The 21575-nt window shown below is 49.2% G+C and carries 18 protein-coding genes; 7 read left to right on the top strand and 11 right to left on the bottom strand.

What is annotated here, in order from left to right:
* Positions 1 to 40 precede the first annotated feature (40 nt).
* Both ACN0UY_RS07850 and ACN0UY_RS07845 read right to left on the bottom strand, forming a co-directional pair.
* A complete protein-coding gene (locus ACN0UY_RS07850; protein WP_417666136.1) occupies positions 41 to 1204 on the bottom strand; it encodes a cystathionine gamma-synthase in 1164 nt (387 codons plus the stop codon).
* Position 1205: 1 nt separating this feature from the next.
* Entirely contained in the window at positions 1206 to 2177 is a 972-nt protein-coding gene (locus ACN0UY_RS07845) for a PLP-dependent cysteine synthase family protein (RefSeq protein ID WP_128352363.1), read from the bottom strand.
* 137 nt (positions 2178 to 2314) lie between these two features.
* Here ACN0UY_RS07845 and ACN0UY_RS07840 point away from each other — a divergent pair, with 137 nt between their 5' ends.
* Together ACN0UY_RS07840 and ltaE are read left to right on the top strand one after the other, a co-directional pair.
* Positions 2315 to 2947, top strand: coding sequence for a hypothetical protein (locus ACN0UY_RS07840; protein WP_417666135.1), 633 nt, complete (start codon positions 2315 to 2317; stop codon positions 2945 to 2947).
* 46 nt (positions 2948 to 2993) lie between these two features.
* On the top strand, positions 2994 to 4004 hold the full coding sequence (gene ltaE / locus ACN0UY_RS07835; protein ID WP_417666134.1) for a low-specificity L-threonine aldolase: 1011 nt from the start codon (positions 2994 to 2996) through the stop codon (positions 4002 to 4004).
* On the opposite strand, the gene ACN0UY_RS07830 is transcribed toward ltaE, so the two are convergent.
* From ACN0UY_RS07830 to ACN0UY_RS07820, 3 genes are all read right to left on the bottom strand, one after another.
* Positions 3990 to 5528, bottom strand: a complete 1539-nt coding sequence (locus ACN0UY_RS07830; RefSeq protein WP_417666133.1) for a YifB family Mg chelatase-like AAA ATPase — start codon at positions 5526 to 5528, stop codon at positions 3990 to 3992. The genes ltaE and ACN0UY_RS07830 overlap by 15 nt on opposite strands.
* A 100-nt stretch (positions 5529 to 5628) precedes the next feature.
* Positions 5629 to 6924 (bottom strand): NAD(P)/FAD-dependent oxidoreductase, encoded by a 1296-nt coding sequence (locus ACN0UY_RS07825; RefSeq protein WP_417666132.1) that lies wholly within the window; start codon positions 6922 to 6924, stop codon positions 5629 to 5631.
* Positions 6925 to 6944: 20 nt separating this feature from the next.
* Complete coding sequence (locus tag ACN0UY_RS07820) at positions 6945 to 7685, bottom strand: ferredoxin--NADP reductase (protein ID WP_417666131.1); 741 nt, start codon at positions 7683 to 7685, stop codon at positions 6945 to 6947.
* A gap of 127 nt (positions 7686 to 7812) precedes the next feature.
* On the opposite strand from ACN0UY_RS07820, the gene ACN0UY_RS07815 reads away from it, so the two are divergent.
* Entirely contained in the window at positions 7813 to 8526 is a 714-nt protein-coding gene (locus ACN0UY_RS07815; protein ID WP_417666130.1) for a hypothetical protein, read from the top strand.
* A gap of 3 nt (positions 8527 to 8529) precedes the next feature.
* Here ACN0UY_RS07815 and ubiK read toward each other — a convergent pair whose 3' ends face one another.
* Complete coding sequence (gene ubiK, locus ACN0UY_RS07810) at positions 8530 to 8775, bottom strand: ubiquinone biosynthesis accessory factor UbiK (RefSeq protein ID WP_339879988.1); 246 nt, start codon at positions 8773 to 8775, stop codon at positions 8530 to 8532.
* A gap of 135 nt (positions 8776 to 8910) precedes the next feature.
* Between ubiK and rep the strand changes: the two genes are divergently transcribed.
* Entirely contained in the window at positions 8911 to 10923 is a 2013-nt protein-coding gene (gene rep, locus ACN0UY_RS07805) for a DNA helicase Rep (protein ID WP_417666129.1), read from the top strand.
* A 7-nt stretch (positions 10924 to 10930) separates the two neighbouring features.
* Here the strand turns inward: rep and ACN0UY_RS07800 are convergent, their stop codons facing one another.
* Positions 10931 to 13531, bottom strand: a complete 2601-nt coding sequence (locus ACN0UY_RS07800; RefSeq protein WP_417666128.1) for a diguanylate cyclase domain-containing protein — start codon at positions 13529 to 13531, stop codon at positions 10931 to 10933.
* Positions 13532 to 13751: 220 nt separating this feature from the next.
* Entirely contained in the window at positions 13752 to 14099 is a 348-nt protein-coding gene (locus ACN0UY_RS07795; RefSeq protein ID WP_417666215.1) for a c-type cytochrome, read from the bottom strand.
* 173 nt (positions 14100 to 14272) lie between these two features.
* Here ACN0UY_RS07795 and dinB point away from each other — a divergent pair, with 173 nt between their 5' ends.
* Positions 14273 to 15343, top strand: a complete 1071-nt coding sequence (dinB, locus tag ACN0UY_RS07790; protein WP_417666127.1) for a DNA polymerase IV — start codon at positions 14273 to 14275, stop codon at positions 15341 to 15343.
* Here dinB and ACN0UY_RS07785 read toward each other — a convergent pair.
* Entirely contained in the window at positions 15313 to 16164 is an 852-nt protein-coding gene (locus ACN0UY_RS07785; RefSeq protein ID WP_417666126.1) for a prephenate dehydratase, read from the bottom strand. The genes dinB and ACN0UY_RS07785 overlap by 31 nt on opposite strands.
* A gap of 202 nt (positions 16165 to 16366) precedes the next feature.
* On the opposite strand from ACN0UY_RS07785, the gene ACN0UY_RS07780 reads away from it, so the two are divergent.
* The gene (locus tag ACN0UY_RS07780; RefSeq protein ID WP_128352332.1) at positions 16367 to 17740 is read left to right on the top strand and encodes a Na+/H+ antiporter NhaC family protein; all 1374 of its coding nucleotides are present in this window, start codon (positions 16367 to 16369) and stop codon (positions 17738 to 17740) included.
* Between the two features lie 12 nt (positions 17741 to 17752).
* The gene (gene alr / locus ACN0UY_RS07775) at positions 17753 to 18862 is read left to right on the top strand and encodes an alanine racemase (RefSeq protein WP_417666125.1); all 1110 of its coding nucleotides are present in this window, start codon (positions 17753 to 17755) and stop codon (positions 18860 to 18862) included.
* On the opposite strand, the gene ACN0UY_RS07770 is transcribed toward alr, so the two are convergent.
* Both ACN0UY_RS07770 and ACN0UY_RS07765 read right to left on the bottom strand, forming a co-directional pair.
* Complete coding sequence (locus ACN0UY_RS07770; protein ID WP_417666124.1) at positions 18859 to 19359, bottom strand: TIGR00645 family protein; 501 nt, start codon at positions 19357 to 19359, stop codon at positions 18859 to 18861. The genes alr and ACN0UY_RS07770 overlap by 4 nt on opposite strands.
* 83 nt (positions 19360 to 19442) lie before the next feature.
* On the bottom strand, positions 19443 to 21530 hold the full coding sequence (locus ACN0UY_RS07765) for a prolyl oligopeptidase family serine peptidase (RefSeq protein WP_417666123.1): 2088 nt from the start codon (positions 21528 to 21530) through the stop codon (positions 19443 to 19445).
* Positions 21531 to 21575 lie beyond the last annotated feature (45 nt).

The following is a 21575-nucleotide window of genomic DNA, read 5'->3' as shown; positions in this document are numbered from 1 at the left end:
CTTCATGAAATTGTAAAAGAGTGTTAATGCGCCTGAAATATCAGGCGCTTAGAGCACGATCTAAGTCCGTAATCAGGTCATCAATGTCTTCGATACCTACCGAAATACGCACAAAGTTATCCAAAATACCCAACTTTTCGCGATTTTCTTTAGGAATGGACGCGTGTGTCATAATCGCTGGATGTTCAATCAAGCTTTCCACCCCACCCAGACTTTCTGCCAACGCAAAAATTTCAACGGCTTCTAAGAAACGGCGCGCTTTTTCAAGATCACCCTTCAACAAAATTGAAATCATGCCACCAAATCCGCTCATCTGCTTTTTGGCAAGTTCGTGCTGCGGATGGCTTGGTAAGCCTGGGTAAATAACTTTTTCTACTTGCGGATGTTGTTCCAGCCACTGGGCTAACTGCAACGCCGCTTCGTTGTGGTGCTTCATACGTAACGCCAGTGTTTTAACGCCCCGTAACGCCAAATAACTGTCAAATGGCCCTGCTACTGCGCCCACCGAGTTTTGCAGAAAGAGCATTTTTTCGACCAGCTCATCATTATCACCAACAACCGCGATGCCGCCGACCATATCTGAATGGCCGTTCAAGTATTTGGTGGCCGAGTGCATGACAATGTCAGCACCAAGCTCTAACGGACGCTGGTTAAATGGCGTGGCAAAGGTGTTATCAACCACCACAATAATATTATGTTTCTTCGCAATTGCCGCAACTGCTGCGATATCAACCAACTTCAACATTGGGTTGCTTGGTGTTTCAATCCATACCATACGGGTTTTCGGTGTGATAGCAGCTTCAACAGCTGCGAGATCAGTTAAATCCACGTACGAAAACTCAAGCCCTGCGGAACGGCCACGCACCTTATCGAATAACCGGAACGTGCCGCCATAAAGATCATCCATGGCAACCACATGATCACCACTGTCGAGTAATTCCATGATCGTCGACGTTGCAGCCATGCCCGAAGCAAACGCCAAACCTTGCTGGCCACCTTCTAAATTTGCTACCGCGCGTTCCCAAGCAAATCGGGTTGGATTGTGTGAGCGCGAATATTCAAAGCCTTTATGCACGCCTGGGCTTTCCTGAATATAGGTTGAACTGGTGAAAATTGGCGGCATAACAGCGCCAGTTGCCGGTTCAGGTGACTGGCCGCCATGAATGGCGCGTGTTGCGAATTTCATATTTTTTGCATCTGCCATGTTACTTCTCCAGCAAGTTTTGAGCGGCCATCCACTCATCGTTATAAAGTTTTGAAAGGTAGCGATTGCCGGTGTCGCACGCGAGTGTTACAACCCGCTTCGGCTCAGTTTGCTCGCGGCAATAACGCAATGCAGCGGCGATCAGGGTGCCACTTGATGAACCGACCATAACGCCCTCGTTCACCAATAATTCACGGGCGGTATTGAAGGCTTCTTTGTCGCTTATTGCATAAGCTTTGTTGGCAAGTTTGATTTCACAAATATCTGGCACAAAGTCTTCACCGATGCCCTCAACCAACCAGCTGCCCGCTTCGACTGTTTCGTTGCGGTTAATCATCGGCTCGAGTATTGAGCCGTCAGGGTCAGCCAGCACCAAATCAATGTTGGCATTGTGTTCGCGCAAATAACGACCGATACCGGTGAGCGTGCCGCCCGAACCGACACCACAAACAAAGGCATCTAAGTTGCCTTCCATTTGCTGCCAAATCTCTGGCCCTGTACTGGTGTAATGCGCTTCAACGTTGGCCGGGTTGGTAAACTGGTTGACGTAAAAGTAACCATTTTCTTCCGCCAAACGCGCAGCCATATCCTGATAGTATTCCGGATGCCCCTTTTGCACGTCAGAGCGCGTACGCACTACGTCTGCACCCATCGCTTTAAGGTTATTCACTTTTTCGGCGGACATTTTATCCGGCATGACAATTTTCAACGGGTAGCCCTTGCTGCCCGCAACTAAAGCAAGGCCCAAACCGGTGTTGCCAGCCGTTGCTTCAATAATGGTCATGCCCGGCTTTAACGCACCTGACTTTTCGGCCGCTTCAATCATACTCACTGCAATGCGGTCTTTAATGGAACCACCTGGATTCATCAGCTCAAGCTTCAAGTACAGCTCGCAGGGGCCGGTGTCGGTGTTGGTAACTTTAACCATCGGTGTGTTGCCGATCATTTCCAGAACATTTTGGTAAACATGCATGATTATCGCGTCCGTTTCTTTAAATTCGTTAAAATTTGCGCTCAATGGTCAGCATTATCGCACGATGCCCTGTTTTATAGCAAAGAGACCTGTGGCAAAGTAACTACACATTTTCGAATATCAAATAACAGGAAAGCATGATGATACGCACTCCTTTTGCAATTGGTTCAACGGGTATGGCCACACTAGCAATGAGCACATTGTTACTGGCGGCATGTGCACCAGCAGAGCAAACACCTGCAACGCAGGACTATGTTGCTGAGCAAACGGCGTTCATGGATGCTTTTCGCCCTTACTGCGGGCAAGCTTTCGCTGCTACGATTGTCGAAGATAACCAACCCAGCGCGGCTTGGGATTATCCATTAGTTGTGCACGTGCGTGATTGCGAAGACAACGTGGTGCGAATGCCTTTGCATGTGGGTGATGACCGTTCACGCACTTGGGTGTTGACGCAGCATGGCGGTTATATCGATTTTCAACACATTCATTTGCATGAAGACGGCAGCGCAGACGCCGTTTCGCCTTATGGCGGACAAACACTTGCCGCTGGCAGCGCAACCATGCAGGCATTCCCTGTTGACGAAGCAAGCAAAAAGCTATTCGTAGAAAATGGCCTTGATGTGTCTATCACCAACACCTGGACCATAAGCTTTGTTGACGATCAAACCATGAGCTATAAACTCTCGCGCCCGGGCCGTATATTTGAGGTGCATGTGAACTTGAGTCAGCCCATTGATGTTCCGCCACCAGCCTGGGGCTATCAGCAATAGCTTGGTAAACGTTTAAACATGAATTTGAACCTAGGAACCCTTTTGTATGATCGATTTACGCAGTGACACGGTAACCCGGCCGACGGCCGCAATGCGAGCCGCCATGGCTGCTGCACCGGTTGGCGATGATGTGTTTGGTGACGACCCCACAATTAATGCGTTGCAACAGCGCATGGCTGCATTGGCCGGAAAAGAAGCGGCGCTTATTGCCAGCAGTGGCACGCAAACCAATTTATTAGCACTACTCAGTCACTGTCAGCGGGGCGAAGAATATTTGGTTGGTCAGGAGTACCACACCTACCGCTACGAAGCAGGCGGGGCAGCAGTGCTTGGCGGTATTGTGCCGCAACCGTTTGAGGCCGAAGCTGACGGTACGTTAAATTTGACGGCCGTAGAAAAGCGGATTAAACCGGATGACCCACATTTTCCAATCACCCGTTTGCTGTCGCTTGAAAATACGCATACAGGCCGCGTCATTCCGCACGACTATATGCTTAAAGCGCGTCGCTTATGTGACAAGCACGGGCTAAAATTGCACCTTGATGGCGCACGTGTATTTAACGCCTGTGTTGCAACGCAACAGCCTTTAGCTGAACTGGCGGCGCCCTTTGATAGCGTGTCTATTTGCTTTTCAAAAGGTTTGGGCACACCCATAGGGTCGGTTCTGGTTGGCTCAAAGAAATTTATTGAGCGCGCGCACCGCTGGCGCAAAATGCTTGGGGGCGGCATGCGTCAAGCGGGTATTATCGCAGCGGCAATGGACTATGCCTTGGACCATCATATTGAGCGTTTAGCTGATGACCACAAGCATGCCCAGTTACTGCATGACGGTTTGAGCCAACTTGACGGTATTCGCGTTGAACCTGCGCAAACCAATATGGTTTACGTGAACTTCGACTCGCTAGAACAAGCACTAAAAGTGAGTGATTACTTACTTGAGCATAACGTAATAACTGCACGCTCAGCGCGGATGCGCCTTGTCACCCATCTTGATGTGCAGTCGGATGACATTGACCACATTGTCTCGCTGTTTAAACAAGCCCTACAACGTATTTAATTGATGCAGCAACCGGTCCAGCGCTCGAAAACTGAGCGCTTCGGCCAAATGTTGACGTGAAATCGTATCCACTTCCGCCAAATCTGCAATGGTTCGTGCCAAACGTAACAACCGGTGATAAGCGCGGTGTGAAAGTTTAAACTGCTCAATAGCTGCGACCAAAAAACTGTGGTCGGCATCTTCTAATTTGCAGAACTCTGCCAATTGAGAGGGCTTTAATTCGCTGTTTAAGCAGCCCTGCCGCTCGAGTTGTGTTGTCCGTGCTTCATCAACCCACCCCCGCCAGGTTGGTGTTAAGGGCTCTTGCTGCTGGTGTTGTTGCCTCAGTACATCCGGTTGGCGCGGCACCTCCACTTGCATGTCGATACGATCTAACAACGGCCCAGAAAGCTTGCCAAGGTATTTGGTAATTTGGTCGGGCGTTGCCCGTGCGCTGGCTAAGTTGCCATCAAAATGTCCGCATGGCGACGGATTCAAAGCGCATACCAGTTGAAACTGCGCTGGATACGTTACTTGATGACCAGCGCGGCTAATGGTCACTACGCCTGATTCCAGCGGCTCGCGCAAGGAATCCAGCACATGACGGGCAAATTCCGGCAGCTCATCAAGGAATAACAGCGATCGGTGCGCAAGTGATATCTCGCCCGGTTGCGGCGGCGAGCCACCGCCAACCAGAGCTGCCGCTGAACAGGAATGGTGCGGCGCTCGCAAAACCCGTTGTTGCCAATGGGTGCTGCGCAAGGTGCCACTAACCGAACGAATTGCTGCTACCGCAAGTCCATCACGCTCATCCAGTTGCGGTAACAGCCCGAGCAAGCGCTGCGCGAGCATCGTTTTCCCGGTGCCCGGCGGCCCCACAAATAATAAATGGTGCCCACCGGTTGCAGCCAACAGCAAGGCGCGTTTTGCCTGCTCTTGCCCGATAACGTCAGCGACATCGCCACAAGAAAGGTTCGGCTCTTGTTTCGGTTGTGCTTGAATGTAAGGTAATTTAGAGGGGCTGGTTAGGTGCTCGAAAACATCGCGCAAACTAATGGCTGCAACACATTGCTGCACGCTGAGAACCGCAGCTTCTTCAGCATTGTCGAGCGGAATAACCGCTTCACGCCCTTCGTCGCGACAGCTCAGCACGGCCGGAAGTATCCCCATCACTTCACGCAAGTCGCCGTTAAGTGTCAGTTCACCATAGAATTCACGCCCAGCCACTGAGCGCTCTGAAATTTGACCATCAGCAACTAAGATTCCTATCGCGATAGCTAAGTCATACCGAGCTCCGTACTTGGGTAAATCCGCCGGTGCTAAGTTCACCGTGATTTTTGTCGCTTTGGGAAAACTATACCCGCTAGCCAGAATTGCAGAACGCACCCGATCACGTGCTTCACGCACCCCTGCTTGCGGCAACCCAACCACAGCAAACCCCGGTAATCCGCCTGCCAAACAAACTTCTACCGTCACTAACGGCGCATCAATGCCTTGCGTGGCGCGTGTAAACACACGCGCTATTGAAACAGCTTTACCTGCCATCACTGCCCTCCCTGGCTCTACTAGCCAAACTATAGCAGGTCGGTGATGTTGATGGGGTCGCCTAAATTCGTATATTGGTGTAGGCGCGCTCTTCTTTAAATCAATGCAGTTTAAGGCGCGGGCGTAAGCGTCGGTTAATGCCCTGCGCCAGCATATACAAAAAGGTTTTGAAATAACCGTGCAAGGCCACTTGGTGCATACGGTACAAGGATTTGTACATAAACCGCGCCATCATGCCTTCAATCATCATGGAGCCGCGGGTTAAATTCCCCATCAGGCTGCCCACGGCCGTGTAGTTTGACAAGGACACAAGCGAGCCGTGATCTTTGTAAGTAAAGCGTTTCAGCGACTGACCTTTCAAACTGCGCACAATATTTTCATAAACACAGTCGGCCATTTGATGTGCAGCCTGCGCGCGAGGCGGAACCCTGCTGCCGTTTGCTTGCGTAAATGCTGCGCAATCACCTAACGCAAAAACATTTGCGTCGCGGGTGGTTTGCAGAACATCCGTCACCACCAATTGATTACCGCGATTCGTTTCTAATCCAGCAAAGTTTGCTAGAAAGTCAGGTGCACGCACTCCGGCGGCCCAAACTTTGATGGATGCCTCAATAAAATCACCAGAGCGCGTCACAAAACCTTCTTTGCTAACACTTTCAACTGCAGTATTAACGCAAATTTTAACACCGAGTTTAGCCAGCTCGCGACTTGCGGCAGCGGCGATTCGCTCGCTTAACGCTGGCAAGATACGTTCGCCAGCTTCTATTAATACTATTTCAAGCTGCGTTAACTCGAAGTCGTCAAAGCCATAACTACGTATTAATTCCGCCGACTTATGAAGCTCTGCTGCCAGCTCAACACCGGTTGCGCCCGCGCCAACAATACCAACACGAAGTGGTCGCGGATAACGCTCAGCCTGCAACGCCAAAAAGGTGTTCATGAGGGTGTGGTGAAATTTCTTAGCTTGCTTCACGCTATCTAAAAAATAGCAGTGTTCTGCGGCACCGGCGGTACCAAAATCATTCGTCACCGAGCCGATGGCTAACACTAAGTGATTATACTCAAGGGTTCGCGCCGCGACGATTTCATGACCCGCATCATCACAAATGGGGGCTAAGGTAAGCGTTTGTGAATCGCGGTCAACCTGAGTTAGTTCGCCGGGTTGAAACCGAAACCCTGCCGCGGCTGCCTGCACACGATAGTCAACACCATCCATATCTGCATCGAGCGCACCCGCAGCAACTTCATGAAGAAGTGGCTTCCAAATATGGGTTAAATTTCTGTCAACGAGTGTGACTTTTACGGTTCTGCTTGAGCCGTATTTGCGCCCTAGTTTGCTGGCTAATTCCAAGCCACCGGCACCGCCACCAACTACGACAATATGGTGTTCTGACATGCGTTCATCCTTTCGTAGTATTACCAATAATGTTCCACGGTGACATTGCCGGGTTTGCGGCGTAGGTTTTTCGGTAAGCCCATGTCATTCAGCAATACTTTGGCATCACGAATCATTTCCGGATTGCCGCACAACATAACCTGTGCCCGCTCGTCGAGCACATCCCCAACGGCGCGCTGTAACTCGCCAGACTTAATTAGGGCAGGAATACGACCACGCAATGCGCCCGCGTGGTCTTCGCGGCTCACAACCGGTTGATAAGTCAGTTGGCCAGGGTGCGCTTTAACCCACTCGAGGATTTTTGCGCTGTAGGCAAGGTCTGCAGCGAATCGTACGGCATGAATCAGGTGTATCCGTTTAAAGCGCTGCCAAGGAATATCCGTACTTAACATCGACAGGTAAGGGCCAATGCCGGTACCCGTTGAAATGAGCCACAGGCTGTCGCCGTCGGGCACTTCGTTGAGGGTAAAAAAGCCACTGGGGGGTTGCGAAACTTCTATCGATTGCCCGGCGCGTAAGTCATGCAACATGGGTGAAAACAAGCCGTCGTGAACCCGATTCACGAGAAAGTCTAACACCCCGTCATCGGGCCCATTCACCAACGAATAAGCGCGTTGTATGCGCCCGCCGTCATGCTGAAGGCCAAGTCGAACAAATTGCCCTGCAATGAATTCAAACGGTTGGGTGCGCACGCGCACACTGAATAGCTCCTGATTCCAAGCATAATTCTCGATTACTTCACCCGTTATCCATTGCGCCATTTACATTCTCCTTGCACCATCAGTGATGTGTTCATAGTACGGGCTGTGTGTGATTATTTCTAGTTATGCAGCTGCATTTACCGCAAAGCAAGTGTTACACTCGGTGTACATTTTGAGGAGCTTGTTTGTGTCAAAAAATTTTAGCCCACGCCGACCAACTCTAGCCGTGCTTATGGGTTTTGTTGCGCTGTTTACGTTAACTGGCTGCGACAAAACAGCACCGCAAGGCATTGAAACGGTATCTGAAAGCGCGGTAGCACCGCTGAGCGATGCGCGCGTCTGCAACTTTGCCCAACGCTTAGCCGCATTACCACAGCAGCCGGTTGATACGGCAGAATTGCGTTATTTGAATGAGCAGTGGCGTGAGTTAAACCGAACGGACGATGCATTTAGTATTGCCGAGGCGGCAGCCAGCCGCGCTATTTTGTCGGTTCTGAATATTGAGCTTGCCCATGAGTCTGCACAACTAATTGAGCAAGCTATTGAAATTACTGCTGAAACTTATGAACAAATTGAAGGGCTGCGACGTTATGCAAGTGACCCCGACAATATGAAGGTACCGGATTCAATTACGCGCACTTTGGTGAACCGCTTAAATGACTGCTGCCTCAATCAACTGAACGGCAATGCCACCGCACTAGTCCGTGAAGAAAAGTACTCACCGCTGTATAACATTGGCAGTATCGCTTATTTTATTAATCGCGATGTGAATCAGATTTTGCGTAACGAACTTGAGATCGACAGTTATCGGGCCAGTTTGGCGGCCGCAAAAGCGGCACTGCCGGCACCACAAAACGTTTCAACAGCAGCAACGTGGGCGCAATGTAAACCCGACGCTTAGTGCTTAACTGTCTTGATCACGCTTCATTGCTGCGACTTCTTGCTCGAGTTGATCAACACGTTGGCGTAAGCGCAACAAGAGCTGATGTTGCACATCGAGTTCTTCGCGACTTACCACATCAAGCTTACCAAGCTGTTGCTGCAAAACAGTTTTGATGCGTTGCTCAAGATTGCCAGCGAAGTCTTTGACACCCGCTGGAATGCTGTCATTAATTTGACGGGCAATGTCTTCAATTTTTTTGGCGTCCATTTTTACATCCATCACTGATTTTAAGATAAGTTTTAATTACCTTTTAGCTTAGCAGGACTTTACGGTAAAATCTGCGGCCAAGTTTAGGTGCTCCATTTTATTTAAACGCTTCATTGCGAAAGGTCATTCAATTTCATGTTACTCAATCCGCGCCAACAAGAAGCTGTAAAAGCAATTGAAGGGCCAGTGCTTGTGCTGGCCGGCGCTGGCAGTGGTAAAACACGTGTCATTACCGAAAAGATTGCCCACCTGATTCAGCGCTGCGGTTACCCAGCGCGACATATCGCTGCAGTAACCTTTACCAATAAAGCGGCGCGCGAAATGAAGGAACGGGTTGGGCAAACGCTTGGCCGTCAATATACGCGCGGCCTTACGGTATCAACCTTTCACACCCTTGGGTTGACGATTATTCGTAAAGAAGTCACGAAATTGAACATGAAGCCGGGCTTTTCGTTATTTGACGACCAAGATTCCTTTGCGTTGTTGAAAGCGCTGACCGAACCCGAACTTGATGGCGACAAGACCCTATTAAAGCTACTGCAAAGCCAAATCAGTAATTGGAAGAATGCCATGCTCAGCCCAGAGCAAGCACTTGCTCAAGCGCAACAGCCAGACGACCAAATGTTTGCTGAATTTTATCGGCGCTATCAGCAAAATATGAAAGCCTGCAATGCGATAGACTTTGATGATTTGATTCTATTGCCAACCTTGTTGCTGAAAACGGACGAGCAGTCGCGAACGCGCTGGCAAAACAAGTTTCATTATCTGCTGGTTGATGAATACCAAGACACCAACACCAGCCAATATGAGTTAGTGCGGTTGCTGGTGGGTGAACGGGCTAATTTCACTGTGGTGGGTGACGACGACCAATCGATTTATTCGTGGCGGGGCGCCCAGCCACAGAATTTGGCGTTGCTGCAAAAAGACTTTCCGAAACTGAAAGTGATCAAGCTTGAACAAAATTACCGCTCGCACGGCCGCATTCTGAAGGCCGCCAATATTTTGATTGAAAACAATCCGCACGTGTTCGATAAGAAGCTATTTTCGGAAATGGAATACGGCGTACCGCTGCGCGTAATCTATGGCCGTAATGAAGAACACGAAGCTGAACGTGTGATTGCGGAAATTGTGCGCCGTCGCTTTTTAGAACGCACCCCGTACCACCAGTTTGCGCTGCTCTATCGTGGCAATCACCAAGCTCGTGTGTTCGAAAAGGCGCTGATCAGCAACCGTATTCCTTACCGCATGACCGGTGGACAAAGCTTTTTTGCGCGCGCAGAAATTAAAGACATTATGGCGTATTTGCGGTTATTGGTTAATCCAAGCGATGACACAGCTTTTATTCGTATCATCAACACCCCCAAACGCGGCATCGGCCCACACACGGTAGAGCGCGTTGGTGATCTTGCCCATGAGTTGCACGTTGGCTTGTATGAAGCGGCTGACCACCAAGCTTTAAAAACACGCTTGGGCGCACGTGAATACCAATCCGTGCAGTACTTTGTCGACTTTATGAAGCGCGCGGCACGCCGCTGCGACCATGGCGCCGATGCGGCTTCAGCTTTATTCGACTTACTAAAACTGATTGGCTACGAAGAATGGCTGTATGAAAGCAGCCCCAGTGTGAGTGCGGCCGAAATGCGTTGGAAAAACGTCAACGAATTGATGCGCTGGATAACCGAAATGCTCAAAGGTGACGACGATGCTGAACCGCTCACGCTTGAACAAGCCGTTGCCAAGTTGTGTTTGCGTGACATGCTGTCGCGCAATGAAGAAGAAGAGCAAGGCGATCAAGTGCAGCTCATGACCTTGCACGCGTCTAAAGGGCTGGAATTTCCACATGTGTTTATGGTGGGCATGGAAGAAGGCTTACTGCCGCACCAGTCAAGCATTGATGAAGGCATGGTTGAAGAAGAACGCCGCTTGGCATACGTCGGTATTACTCGCGCGCAACAGTCGCTAATATTCACAATGGCGCGAGAACGGCGCCAATATGGTGACGTTATACGACCCGAACCCAGCCGTTTTCTGTATGAGTTACCGCAAGACGATCTCGAGTGGGAAGAGCAAGCTGCGGCCAATGAAGCAGCCCGCGAAAACGCCCGCGCAAGTGGCTTGGAACTGCTACGTAAAGCAATGGAAGATTAAGAAGAGGTTACGCTGTTCCGGCCGACTGCATGTGCGCCGGTTGTGCCTGCAATAGTGACTTTACCTGCTCGGGTTCTCCAAACAGAACGCCCTGCCCGACATTGACCCCGTTATGTACCAACGCTTTTTGTTGATCCAGCGTATCAATGCCCGCCGCTGAAATTTCGATGCCAAGATCACGGCATAAATGCACAACATTTCGCACCATGGTTTGCGCGCGCTGGCTGGTAGCAATATCGGCTACAAAGCGCGGGTCTAATTTCACATGTGTGAACGGGTAGTTGAGTATATATTGCAGGGCACCGGCACTGCGGCCAAATTCATTCAGTGCCAGGCCCACACCAAAATCAGCGAACTGGCGCAAGCAGCTCAGTTGGCGCTTGGAGTTGTCGTTGAGCTCGGTTTCACTGAATTCAAGAATCAGGCGCTCTGGTGCAACGCCTGATTTGGTAATAATTTCCTGCAATGCTTTCACAGCGGCCAACTTAAACAAATGCTTGGCAGAAATGGCCACATACACCGGCAGTTCATTTTCATCGTTGGCGAGCAGCTCGCAGCAACGAGTCAGCATCCACTGATCAAGTGCCATGGTCATGCCAGTTTTTTCAGCAATAGCTAAAAACCGATCTGCTGGCAATAAAGTATCGTCACGTTGCCAGCGCAATAACAACTCTTGCGCAATGGGTTTGTTTTTGCCCAGTTCATGCACATCGAATTTTTGCAGAATAAAGTCTTGGTCAAATTGCGCATGTCGTAGTTCGGTTTCGCGGTTTAATGAAGCGACCAAGTCTTTGTGAATACTTTCATCGAACACCACATAGCGGCCACGGCCCATACTTTTGGCTTGATACATGGCAGCATCAGCATCACGTAACAGGCGCTCAGCTGAATCATTGCGTGATTTGCACTCTGCGATACCGACACTGGCGCCGGAGTAATGTTCACTTTCACCGAACACAAACGGCTGCTTCATTTGTTCAATAATGCGTGATGCAATATCGCAGGCGTCATCAACATGACGAATCATGTCGAGTAAAATAACAAATTCATCACCGCCCAACCGCGCTATGGTGTCGTTATCGCGAATGCATTCGCCTATACGACGGCTGGCTTCTAACAAAAACTCATCGCCCGCTGAATGCCCAAGGGTGTCGTTGATGTCTTTGAAACGATCGAGATCAACAAACAACACGGCAAAATTATGGTGCGGATAACGGCGTTTATGTTTTAGGGTTTGTTGCAGGCGCTCAGTAAACATTGAGCGGTTCGGTAACCCGGTAAGCGCATCATGGTGTGCGTCATAGAATAATTTTTCTTCAACCTTTTTACGGCGTTCAATTTCACTAACCAGCTCTTCCGTACGCTCGGCAACTTTGCGCTCAAGGTAGGCGTTAACGCGTCGTACTTCGTCCGCGTTGCGGCGGCGCTCAATTGCAACGGCGACGTGCTGGGAAACGAAGTTGAGCAATTCCAGGTCATCTTGTTTGTAAGTGGTTTCTTGACTGTACGTTTGTACGGACAACACACCGATGACTTCATCGTCAACCAGCAGTGGTGAACCGAGCCACTGCGTTGGCTGAGTGCCATAATAACTCGTAGCACCTTCCACTTCGCCAGATTCAATCAGCCCACCGTAGGTGTAGCGATCAATGAATACGGGCTTTTTATGGCGAATAACGTACTCTGTCATACCGCGCGCAATCGGCCTTTTTTTCTGCAAATTGTTATCGAAAGCGTCAACGTAATATGGGAATTCCAAGAACTTTTTGTCGTCATCTAATAGTGCGACAAAGAAGTTATCATTATTAATGAGCTGCCCAATGTGACGATGCAATTGCTGATAGAAACTCTCCATTGAGTCTGAAGTATTGGTAACTTCAGAAATAGCAAATAACACCGAGCTAACTTGTTGCGCTCGCTCACGTTCAGCAATTTCTACCTTCAAGTCATCGTTAATAAGCCGTAATTTTGCGGTTTGATGTTCAATTTCGGCCTGCATGAGCTCGCGTTGACGAACACGTTCCAAAGCGTTAACAATATGCTGTGAAACGAACATAAACAGTTCTTTATCCGCTTCGCTGTAGCGCACATCTTCGGTGTAACTCTGAACAACCATGGCCCCAATGACGCGGTTATCAGAATGTAACGGCACCCCAAGCCAATCAACCGGCGCCGCACCTAAGTCACGAATCTCACCCCTTTTTTTCAGCCGCTCAAATACTTGGGCGTCATAAAGAAAGGGTTTTCCGGTGCGCATTACGTACCCAGTTAGTCCTTTACCCAATAACTCAGCTGGGATGGATTCAAGCGAAGGAATGTCGTCATATTCATCGACAAAATAAACAAACTTCACCATATCTTCCGTTTGGTCGTACAAACAAATGAAGAAGTTTTTCGCCACCATTAAATCGCCAATGATGTTATGTACCGATTGATAAAATTGCTGCATATCGGTTACAGACGACGCTAGTTCAGAGATTTTGAACAATGCTTTTTGGATGACTTCAGACTGGCGATATTTAAGGGCGAGTTTTTGCAGACGTGCAACTGCCTTGCGCAGGCGCGCAATTTCTTTTTGCTTTTTAACGAGCTCATTAGGCTGATGCATTATTGTGAATGTGTTCGCGCTTTTATTATTAAAAAATATGTTCGCGTACTTTTAGAACAGCTTGTTTAGTACAAGACAATGTAAACTTTTAGTAAACTCAACGCCAGAGTATAGCTTTCATAAAAGATTTAGAAAAGCGTTTTGCTTAAATTACGCGCACAAAAAAACCGCCGAAGCGGTTTTTTCAATATAAAGCTTATGAATAGTAACGAAAAATTCGTTAAATTTCGGCAACCATATAGTCAATTGCAGCTTGAATTTCTTCTTCGCTACAGTCATTACATGTGCCTTTAGGTGGCATTGCGTTATAACCTTCTACAGCATGCTTCAATACAGTATCCATACCCTGTGCTAAACGAGGCTCCCAATCGGCCGCATCATTTATTTTTGGCGCACCCAACACACCCGAAGTGTGGCACGCAGCACAAAACTTGTTGTACACCGCATCACCCGTTCGGGCGCTAGCACTTTCACCGCCACTTTGCGCGGCATTCGCGCCAGCAACACGTACTTGTGCGATTGGTGCGATACGTTCTTTTATGTCGTCGTTGCTTTGTTGTGGCAGCATTGCGGCGCTTGCGCTACCAACAGACAATGCTAATGCAGCAACCCATATACGGCTAGATTTTACTACTTTCAGTACGTTCACAGTGGACTCCTGTATAAGCTGTTGAGCTTGCTTGCTCAGTTAGTTGTTGCGATTATAGCCAGATTCCGTCCAAGGTTAAACACTTCTGTGCTATGTCTGATATTACGCGAAAAATAGCCCTTTTAGATCTCGATGCTTTTTTTGCCAGCGCCGAGGTTTTACGCGATCCTGCCCTGCGCGAGCGTCCCTTTGCTGTGGGCGGTGGTGGTGAACGCGGGGTTGTCGCAACCGCAAATTATCTTGCCCGGCAATACGGTGTGCGCAGCGCAATGAGCGGCGCACATGCACGCCGACTGTGTCCCGAGCTTCATTTTGTCACGCCTGATCACGGCTATTATCGCGACATTTCAAAAAAAGTGCTCAGCATCTTACAAGAAACCACGCCTTTGGTTGAACCAGCTTCCATTGATGAATTTTATTTGGACTTAAGCGACAACACGAAGTACCACGGCAGTGCCAGCGTAACCATGGAAAGCATTCGGCATGCACTTCGAGCATTTGGGTTAACCGCTTCCGCAGGCATTTCGAATCAAAAAATGGTGGCAAAAATAGCCAGCGAAGAAAACAAACCCGACGGCCAATTTGTAGTGCCACCAGAGCGCGTCTTAGATTATTTGGCCCAGTTAAAGCTTAAGCGCATTCCGGGCGTTGGCCCGAAAAGTTTAGAACGGCTCAATTATGCGGGGTTCTTTTTAGGCCGCGACATTCAACACGCTTCAATTGAGCGCTTACAAGAGTTGCTGGGGGACAAATCCGGTTGGCTACTCTATCAGCGCTGCCAAGGTATCGACCCCCGCCCAATCGTAACTGAGCGAGTGCGAAAAAGTGTTGGCGTGGAAGAAACGTTGCCCAGTGACTTCAGTCAACTACGCCAAGTTGAGCAATTTGTTGATGAAGTTTTACTACCTCAATTACTACGCAGAATGCGCGTTACGCGCTGGCAACAAACTCATATTAAGAGCCAAACTGTTAAGTTGAAGTTCAGCGATTTTCAGCAAACCACTGTATCGCGAACTACCCAAACGGCATCACCAAGTTTGTTTTATCATTTAGTTCGTGAAGCCTGGGACCGCAGGAACCATCGCGGCATTCGGCTTATCGGCATTAGCGTGGCGCTGCCTGACCCCGATGATCAGTTGCAGCTTGAATTAGAACTTGAGTAGGTATAACTGCCAAGCTCAATCACGCGATTACGTAATTTAATTGCACTTAATGCGGCCTGTACTTGGCTATGCTGTAAGTGACCTTCAAATTCGATAAAGAAATGATATTGTCCAAATTTTTGGCCCGTTGGACGTGAAACCAAAGACAACAAGTTGACTTGATGCACTGCAAACGCCTGCAAATGCTCAAGGAGCAGGCCGGGATGATCCGCATCGTCGACGATAACAACTGCAGATTTGTATGCGGTTGCATGGTTTGGAAGTGCGAGCGGTTGCGCTGCTTGTAACGCCACGAACCGCGTCACGTTATGGGCGACATCCGTCACATCGTGCACAACCTTCGCATAACGCTGCGAACCCGTGTTTTCATTGGTGAGCAAATGCTCAGGTATAAGCGCAGCGGCGGGTTCATTACTCGCCAACAATAACGCCAGTGCCTCGGTATTGCTTGCGGTTGTCACTACATCTGACGCATGACCGGCTAACCATTCACTGCATTGACCTTGTGCCACAAATTGCGCGAATAGTCGCTGCGGCTCAGGGTGGTTCATGACAACCGAAAAACGCACCGGAATAGCAACTTCTGCAATAATCTGCAACGGCCGACGCACAAACCTATCCACCACCGGTGCGACAATTCCTTCTACAATGTTCTCAATGGGCACCACAGCAATCTCAGCGCCCTGATCAAGCGCATCAATGGTACGGCGAAGCGTTGGATAAAAGAGAATATCGCTGCTTTGAAAGCGTTTTGAAAAATCGCGCGCAGCAAGTTCAGAAAATGTGCCGGCCGGGCCGAGTGTGGCAATTCTATTGGTCACTGCGTGCTTCTCTTTCTTTAATTAGCGTCAGGATTTCCTACAACCTACAGCGTTTTTTATAATGACGCCAGCACCAGAAATAAATACCACTTAACGGCAAAAACTGATGGCTTAAGGCGCATGTGAGCTGCAATAGCGTTAGGGAATTTTCTTGCTTAATGCCATAATTAAAACCAAACAATAACAACAAAAGGCCATTTTTATGGGTTGGATGTCTGTGTTACCGCCACTCGTTGCCATTTTGGTGGTTTTCTGGCGTAAAGAAGTCATTGTTGCATTGCTGCTTGCCATTGTTACCTCCGAGTTATTGCATACCTGGCAAGGTGGCGAGCCCCTCATTTATACCTTTGTGGCGACAATAGAGCGCATCATTGCGGTGTTTGGTTCGGCCAGTAACACACGTATTTTGGTATTTAGCTTAATGGTTGGCGCACTGTTGGCCTATATCCGTGAGTCCGGAGGCGTTGCAGCTACTGTTGAAGCACTGTTGTCGCGTGGGCTTGGTAAAACCAAGCGCAGCGCCAGCTTAATGACGGTATTCACCGGCATTTTCGTATTTATCGAATCGAATTTAAGTGTGCTCACCGCGGGTATTTTGTCGCGCGGACTGTTTGAGAAGCTCGGCATGAGCCGCGCTCGGCTGGCTTACCTTATTGATAGCACCAGCGCCCCTATTTGCATTTTAATTTTGCTTAATGGTTGGGGCGCCTATGTACTCGGCATGATTGAGCAGCAAGGCCTGCCGGGTTCATCCGTAAGTACCTTGTGGGCGACGATACCTTTTAATTTTTACGCGCTTGTTACATTAAGTATCGTGTTTTACACGGCCTTTTCGGGCAAAGTATTTGGGCCCATGCGCGCCGTTGAAGAAAAGCCGCAGCCGCATCAAGACATTCCAGAACATGTACCCAGTAACAGCAAAGCCCGCTACATGCTGGTTCCCCTAAGTGTCATGGTGTTTGGCATGGTGGCCTTTATGTTTGGCACCGGCGGCGGTGATATCACCCAAGGTGATGGTTCAAAGTCGGTGCTGTATGCCACGGCTTTAGCCTGTGTTGTTGCCTACATTATGCTGCTAATTAGTCGGCGCAAAAGCCACCAGCAATTGGTTGATATTGGCTTTAAGGGCATGAGTGAGTTGCTACCGTTGGTGAGTATCGTATTATTGTCATTAGCACTTGGCAGCAGCTTACGCGAGCTTGGCACTGGGGTATTCTTGGCAAACTTAGTTGGTGACTTTTTGCCGCTATTTATGATTGCACCCATGTTATTCTTGGCAGGCGCGCTCATTTCATTTACGACCGGTACCTCATGGGGCACATTTGCGATATTGATCCCTATTGCGGCGCCAATGATTATTGCGCTGGACTTACCGGCGCCATTGCTGCTTGCTGCGGTACTTGGCGGCGGCGTATTTGGGGACCATTGTTCACCAATATCTGACACCACCGCGGTATCTGCGCTGGCATCAGGTTGTGACTTACTGGAACATGTGCGTACGCAGTTACCCTACGCCCTAACGGCCGGCGGAATTACCTTGGTGCTCTATATAGTCACCAGCCTCATTATGATTTAAGGAACGGATTTTATGGCTAATGGTGTGCACTTTCGCCCAACCCGCGCTGAAATTAATCGCGACGCTTTAAGCCACAATGCAAAAATAGCACGTCAGCTAGCTGGCAAGTCGCATCTGCTCGGCGTGATTAAAGCGGACGGCTACGGGCACGGCGTATTAACTGTTGCCGAGGCTATCAGTGCGCATGTTGACGCCTTTGCTGTCGCATTTATTGATGAAGCTATTACCATCCGCAATGCTGGCTTCCAGCAGCCTATTGTGCTGCTTGAAGGTTGCTTTAGTGAGGCCGAATTGCCTGTTTGTGCCCACTACAATTTTCAACCGGTCGTGCACCAACAGCAACAACTTGATGCGATTTTAACGGCGCGCATGGTGCGCCCATTATCGGTTTGGTTGAAAATCGATACGGGCATGCACCGCCTTGGTTGGTCAAAAGCTCAGGTGCAATCGGTATACAATGACCTCAAAGCATCGGCGCAAGTTGGCAGTGTAACCATGATGTCGCACTTCGCTAATGCCGAAAATCAAACTCATCCATTAAATAACCACCAATTGGCGTTGTTTGAAGAAGTTTGTGCGCAAACAGAGTCCAAGCTCGATAGCAGCTTGGCCACATCGGCGGCACTGGTTAGCTCTGCAATCGACATGACGCAGAATGACGGCCACTGGATACGCACTGGTATTTTGCTCTACGGTGACAATCCGGTTGGCAACTCAAAGCCATTGCCCGAACCATTGATTGCTGCAATGCGCTTGGTTGCGCCGGTTCTTGCGCTGCGCGAAGTCAAGGCCGGTGAATCGGTGGGCTACGGTGGTACATGGACCGCAGAGCGGCCAAGCCTTATTGCAACAGTTGCTATCGGCTACGCCGACGGCTATCCGCGCCACGCGCGCAATGGCACCCCGGTGATGGTCAATGGCCAAGAAGCGCCACTCGCTGGCACGGTGTCGATGGACATGATCACCGTGGATGTAACGGACCTCGATGCGGTTGAAATTGGCGATGAGGTTGAGCTTTGGGGACCCAACTTAAGTGTTGCACGGGTTGCCGAGCACGCCGAAACCATTAGCTATGATTTGCTAACCAGCATTACTGCGCGCGTACCACGGGTTAGCACTTAGTCGTCTTTGGATTTGCGCGTCACTTTGTCTAAATAACCCATAGCGAACGCTGACCCAACAAAGGTGAGATGCATAATCACGTACCACTTAATTCGGGACTCATCCAAATTTTGGGCATTCATGAATACTTTCAGTAAATGAATTGAGGATATTGCTACGATTGAAGCGGCGACTTTATTCTTTAATCCGCCCGAATCAATTTTACCTAACCAAGCAAGTTTTTCGGTGTCGTTATTAATATTTAATGTAGACACGAAGTTTTCATAACCACTCAACATGACCATAACCAACAGGCCACCCACTAACGCGATGTCGATGAGCGTTAAGGTTAAAAGAATTAAATCGACTTCTTTAATTGATAAGATTTCAGGAAAGACATGATAAATTTCTTGGAAAAACTTAATCCCCAGCAACAACACAGCCAAACTCAAACCCAGATAGATAGGCGCAAGCAACCAGCGTAAGCTGTACATCAAATTTTCTAGAATTCTTTCCATGGTTAAAACCTACCGTTAGAAACACACTAAAGTTGCGGCATGATATCAATAATTATCTTGCCGCAACCAGTGTTTCTTAGTTCTTAATTGCTATTGGCCTCTTTATGGTAAAGCTTGAACCACGCCAAGGTGTGCTCAATTTTTGCAATCATATTCGAGGGCCGTGCCGTTACACCATGCGATGCATCAGGTACGCGTACCATAGCTGTATCCACTTTTTGCAGTTGCAGCGCTTGATAAAATTGCTCAATTTCAGACATTGGCACGCGGCGGTCGTTTTCACCGCTAAATAACATCACCGGCGTCTTCACATTACCCGCCATCGACAGTGGCGAACGTTTCCAGTAGTGCTCATAGTCTTCCCACGGCTTCGCCGGAAACTGGTTATGAATTTGCCCTAGATAGCTATCGGCTGTGAGTGTTTTGCTAATCCAGTTAATCACCGGGTTCGTTGCTGCTGCCGCGTTGAAGCGATCCGTTAAACCGACCGCATAAGCCGTGGCGATGCCCCCTGCTGAACCGCCTGCGATAAACAAGTTGTTCTCATCAACCATGCCTTTATCAATCAACACATCGATACCCGCCATGTGGTCGGCATGATCGCGCTCTGATGAATAAAAACCATCAAGTTTCAAAGCATGCTCAGAACCGTACGACGTACTGCCGCGGTAGTTGTTGTAAAACACGATATAACCCTCAGCTGCATAGCGCTGTTGCTCTGCGGCAAACATTGGGCCATAAGCTAAATGCGGACCACCGTGAATTTCTAATAACAGCGGGTATTTTTTGTTCGGATCATAATTAGGTGGCGTGATGTACCAACCGTGAATTTCGGTGTCATCAAAGCTCGAGGTGTAGGTAAATTCATGCACTTCACCCAATTGACGATGACCAAGCACGTCGTCATTTAATGCGGTTAAGGTACTTACTTCGGCGTTACCGCGTTTCGGTACGTCAAACACCGCTACATCGGCTGGACGGTAGCTGCTACCTTGCGTATAAGCCACTTTGCCACCCTGACGGGCAACCGAGTACATGCCACTCATATAAGGACGACTGACCGATACGCCACCCACATCATTTATCCAATCGGTCTTTTTGCCGCTCAATGTCACTTCCGCCAACTTGTAGCGGCCGCGATCAGCATATTGAATGCTCAAGCTGTCGTTGCTTAACCACATTGGGTTGCCTACCGAGCGGTCAAAATCACTCAATAGTTCACGCTGCTTTTGGTTACTCAACTGCATAATACGAAGCTTGGAATTGTGGTACGGAATGGCTTCGTTGCCGCGGTGTAAAAACGCCAGCTGCTTGCCGTCAGGCGACGTTGTCGGCGCATATTCACGGCCCGGAAAATCTGTCACTTGTTTCAATTCGCTGGTTTGCACAGCAACTTTCCACAAGTCCGATTCATTCACTTGGTATTCCCAATCGGTGTTGCGGTTGGCGCTAAATACCAATGCGCTGTCGTTTTCAACCCAAGCCAGTGGTCCGCTATGGCTAAACGCGCCTTCGGTAAGTTGGCGGGCATAGCCGCCGTCGCTGGGCACAACAAAAATCTGACTGTAGGTGTCCGGCAATACGCCAGCGCCATCACGCTGGTAGTAGGTGCGCTCTACCACGATGGCTGGCTTCGCCCATTTTGCATCTTTCGGTTTTTTGGGCTTTTTGACCGCTTTTGCGAACGCAGTTTTCTCTGCTGCAACATTCATTAGAAATGCCAATTGCTTGCCATCGTTTGACCACGAAAACTGACGTGGGCTTTCAGTCACTTCAGTGATTGCACTCGAGGTTTTAGTCGCTAAATGGTAGACATGAATTTGATTGCGCCCATCGCGATTTGAGCTAAACGCTAAGCGCGAGCCGTCTGGTGACCAGGTTGGATTGCCATAACTGTGTTGGTCATCAAACAACGGGGTATGGCTACCAGTTTTGGTGTCCACCAACCATAGGCTGCGGTGCGTATTGTCCTTCATGATGTCGAAACCGTGACGCACATAAACCACATAACGGCCGTCTGGAGAAATCTGTACGTCGTTCGCCCACTCAAGCGCAAAAATATCTTCGGCTTGCAGGGTCATCGTTTTTTCGACAGCCACCGCAGGCGCTGAGGCAAATTGCAAGGCTACTGCCGACACACCAATAAGTGCGGGAATAAGCAAATGTCGCATGTTTTATACCTTTTATAGTTGTTCTGCTGTTCTGAATTTATTGTT

This window comes from Pseudidiomarina sp. (assembly GCF_048268165.1).
Lineage (GTDB): Bacteria > Pseudomonadota > Gammaproteobacteria > Enterobacterales > Alteromonadaceae > Pseudidiomarina.
The sequence above is the reverse complement of the archived record's forward strand: the minus strand, read 5'-3'. Positions and strand labels throughout refer to the sequence as shown.

What these genes read in the sequence shown, in the direction of transcription:
- rep (WP_417666129.1), top strand. Translation starts at nt 8,911, where the DNA reads ATGTTACTCAATCCGCGCCAACAAGAAGCTGTAAAAGCAATTGAAGGG.
- alr (WP_417666125.1), top strand. Translation starts at nt 17,753, where the DNA reads ATGGCTAATGGTGTGCACTTTCGCCCAACCCGCGCTGAAATTAATCGC.
- ACN0UY_RS07850 (WP_417666136.1), bottom strand. Translation starts at nt 1,204, where the DNA reads ATGGCAGATGCAAAAAATATGAAATTCGCAACACGCGCCATTCATGGC.
- ACN0UY_RS07770 (WP_417666124.1), bottom strand. Translation starts at nt 19,359, where the DNA reads ATGGAAAGAATTCTAGAAAATTTGATGTACAGCTTACGCTGGTTGCTT.
- ACN0UY_RS07825 (WP_417666132.1), bottom strand. Translation starts at nt 6,924, where the DNA reads ATGTCAGAACACCATATTGTCGTAGTTGGTGGCGGTGCCGGTGGCTTG.
- ACN0UY_RS07780 (WP_128352332.1), top strand. Translation starts at nt 16,367, where the DNA reads ATGGGTTGGATGTCTGTGTTACCGCCACTCGTTGCCATTTTGGTGGTT.
- ACN0UY_RS07795 (WP_417666215.1), bottom strand. Translation starts at nt 14,099, where the DNA reads ATGCTGCCACAACAAAGCAACGACGACATAAAAGAACGTATCGCACCA.
- ACN0UY_RS07820 (WP_417666131.1), bottom strand. Translation starts at nt 7,685, where the DNA reads ATGGCGCAATGGATAACGGGTGAAGTAATCGAGAATTATGCTTGGAAT.
- ACN0UY_RS07800 (WP_417666128.1), bottom strand. Translation starts at nt 13,531, where the DNA reads ATGCATCAGCCTAATGAGCTCGTTAAAAAGCAAAAAGAAATTGCGCGC.
- dinB (WP_417666127.1), top strand. Translation starts at nt 14,273, where the DNA reads ATGTCTGATATTACGCGAAAAATAGCCCTTTTAGATCTCGATGCTTTT.
- ACN0UY_RS07830 (WP_417666133.1), bottom strand. Translation starts at nt 5,528, where the DNA reads ATGGCAGGTAAAGCTGTTTCAATAGCGCGTGTGTTTACACGCGCCACG.
- ACN0UY_RS07845 (WP_128352363.1), bottom strand. Translation starts at nt 2,177, where the DNA reads ATGCATGTTTACCAAAATGTTCTGGAAATGATCGGCAACACACCGATG.
- ACN0UY_RS07840 (WP_417666135.1), top strand. Translation starts at nt 2,315, where the DNA reads ATGATGATACGCACTCCTTTTGCAATTGGTTCAACGGGTATGGCCACA.
- ubiK (WP_339879988.1), bottom strand. Translation starts at nt 8,775, where the DNA reads ATGGACGCCAAAAAAATTGAAGACATTGCCCGTCAAATTAATGACAGC.
- ACN0UY_RS07765 (WP_417666123.1), bottom strand. Translation starts at nt 21,530, where the DNA reads ATGCGACATTTGCTTATTCCCGCACTTATTGGTGTGTCGGCAGTAGCC.
- ltaE (WP_417666134.1), top strand. Translation starts at nt 2,994, where the DNA reads ATGATCGATTTACGCAGTGACACGGTAACCCGGCCGACGGCCGCAATG.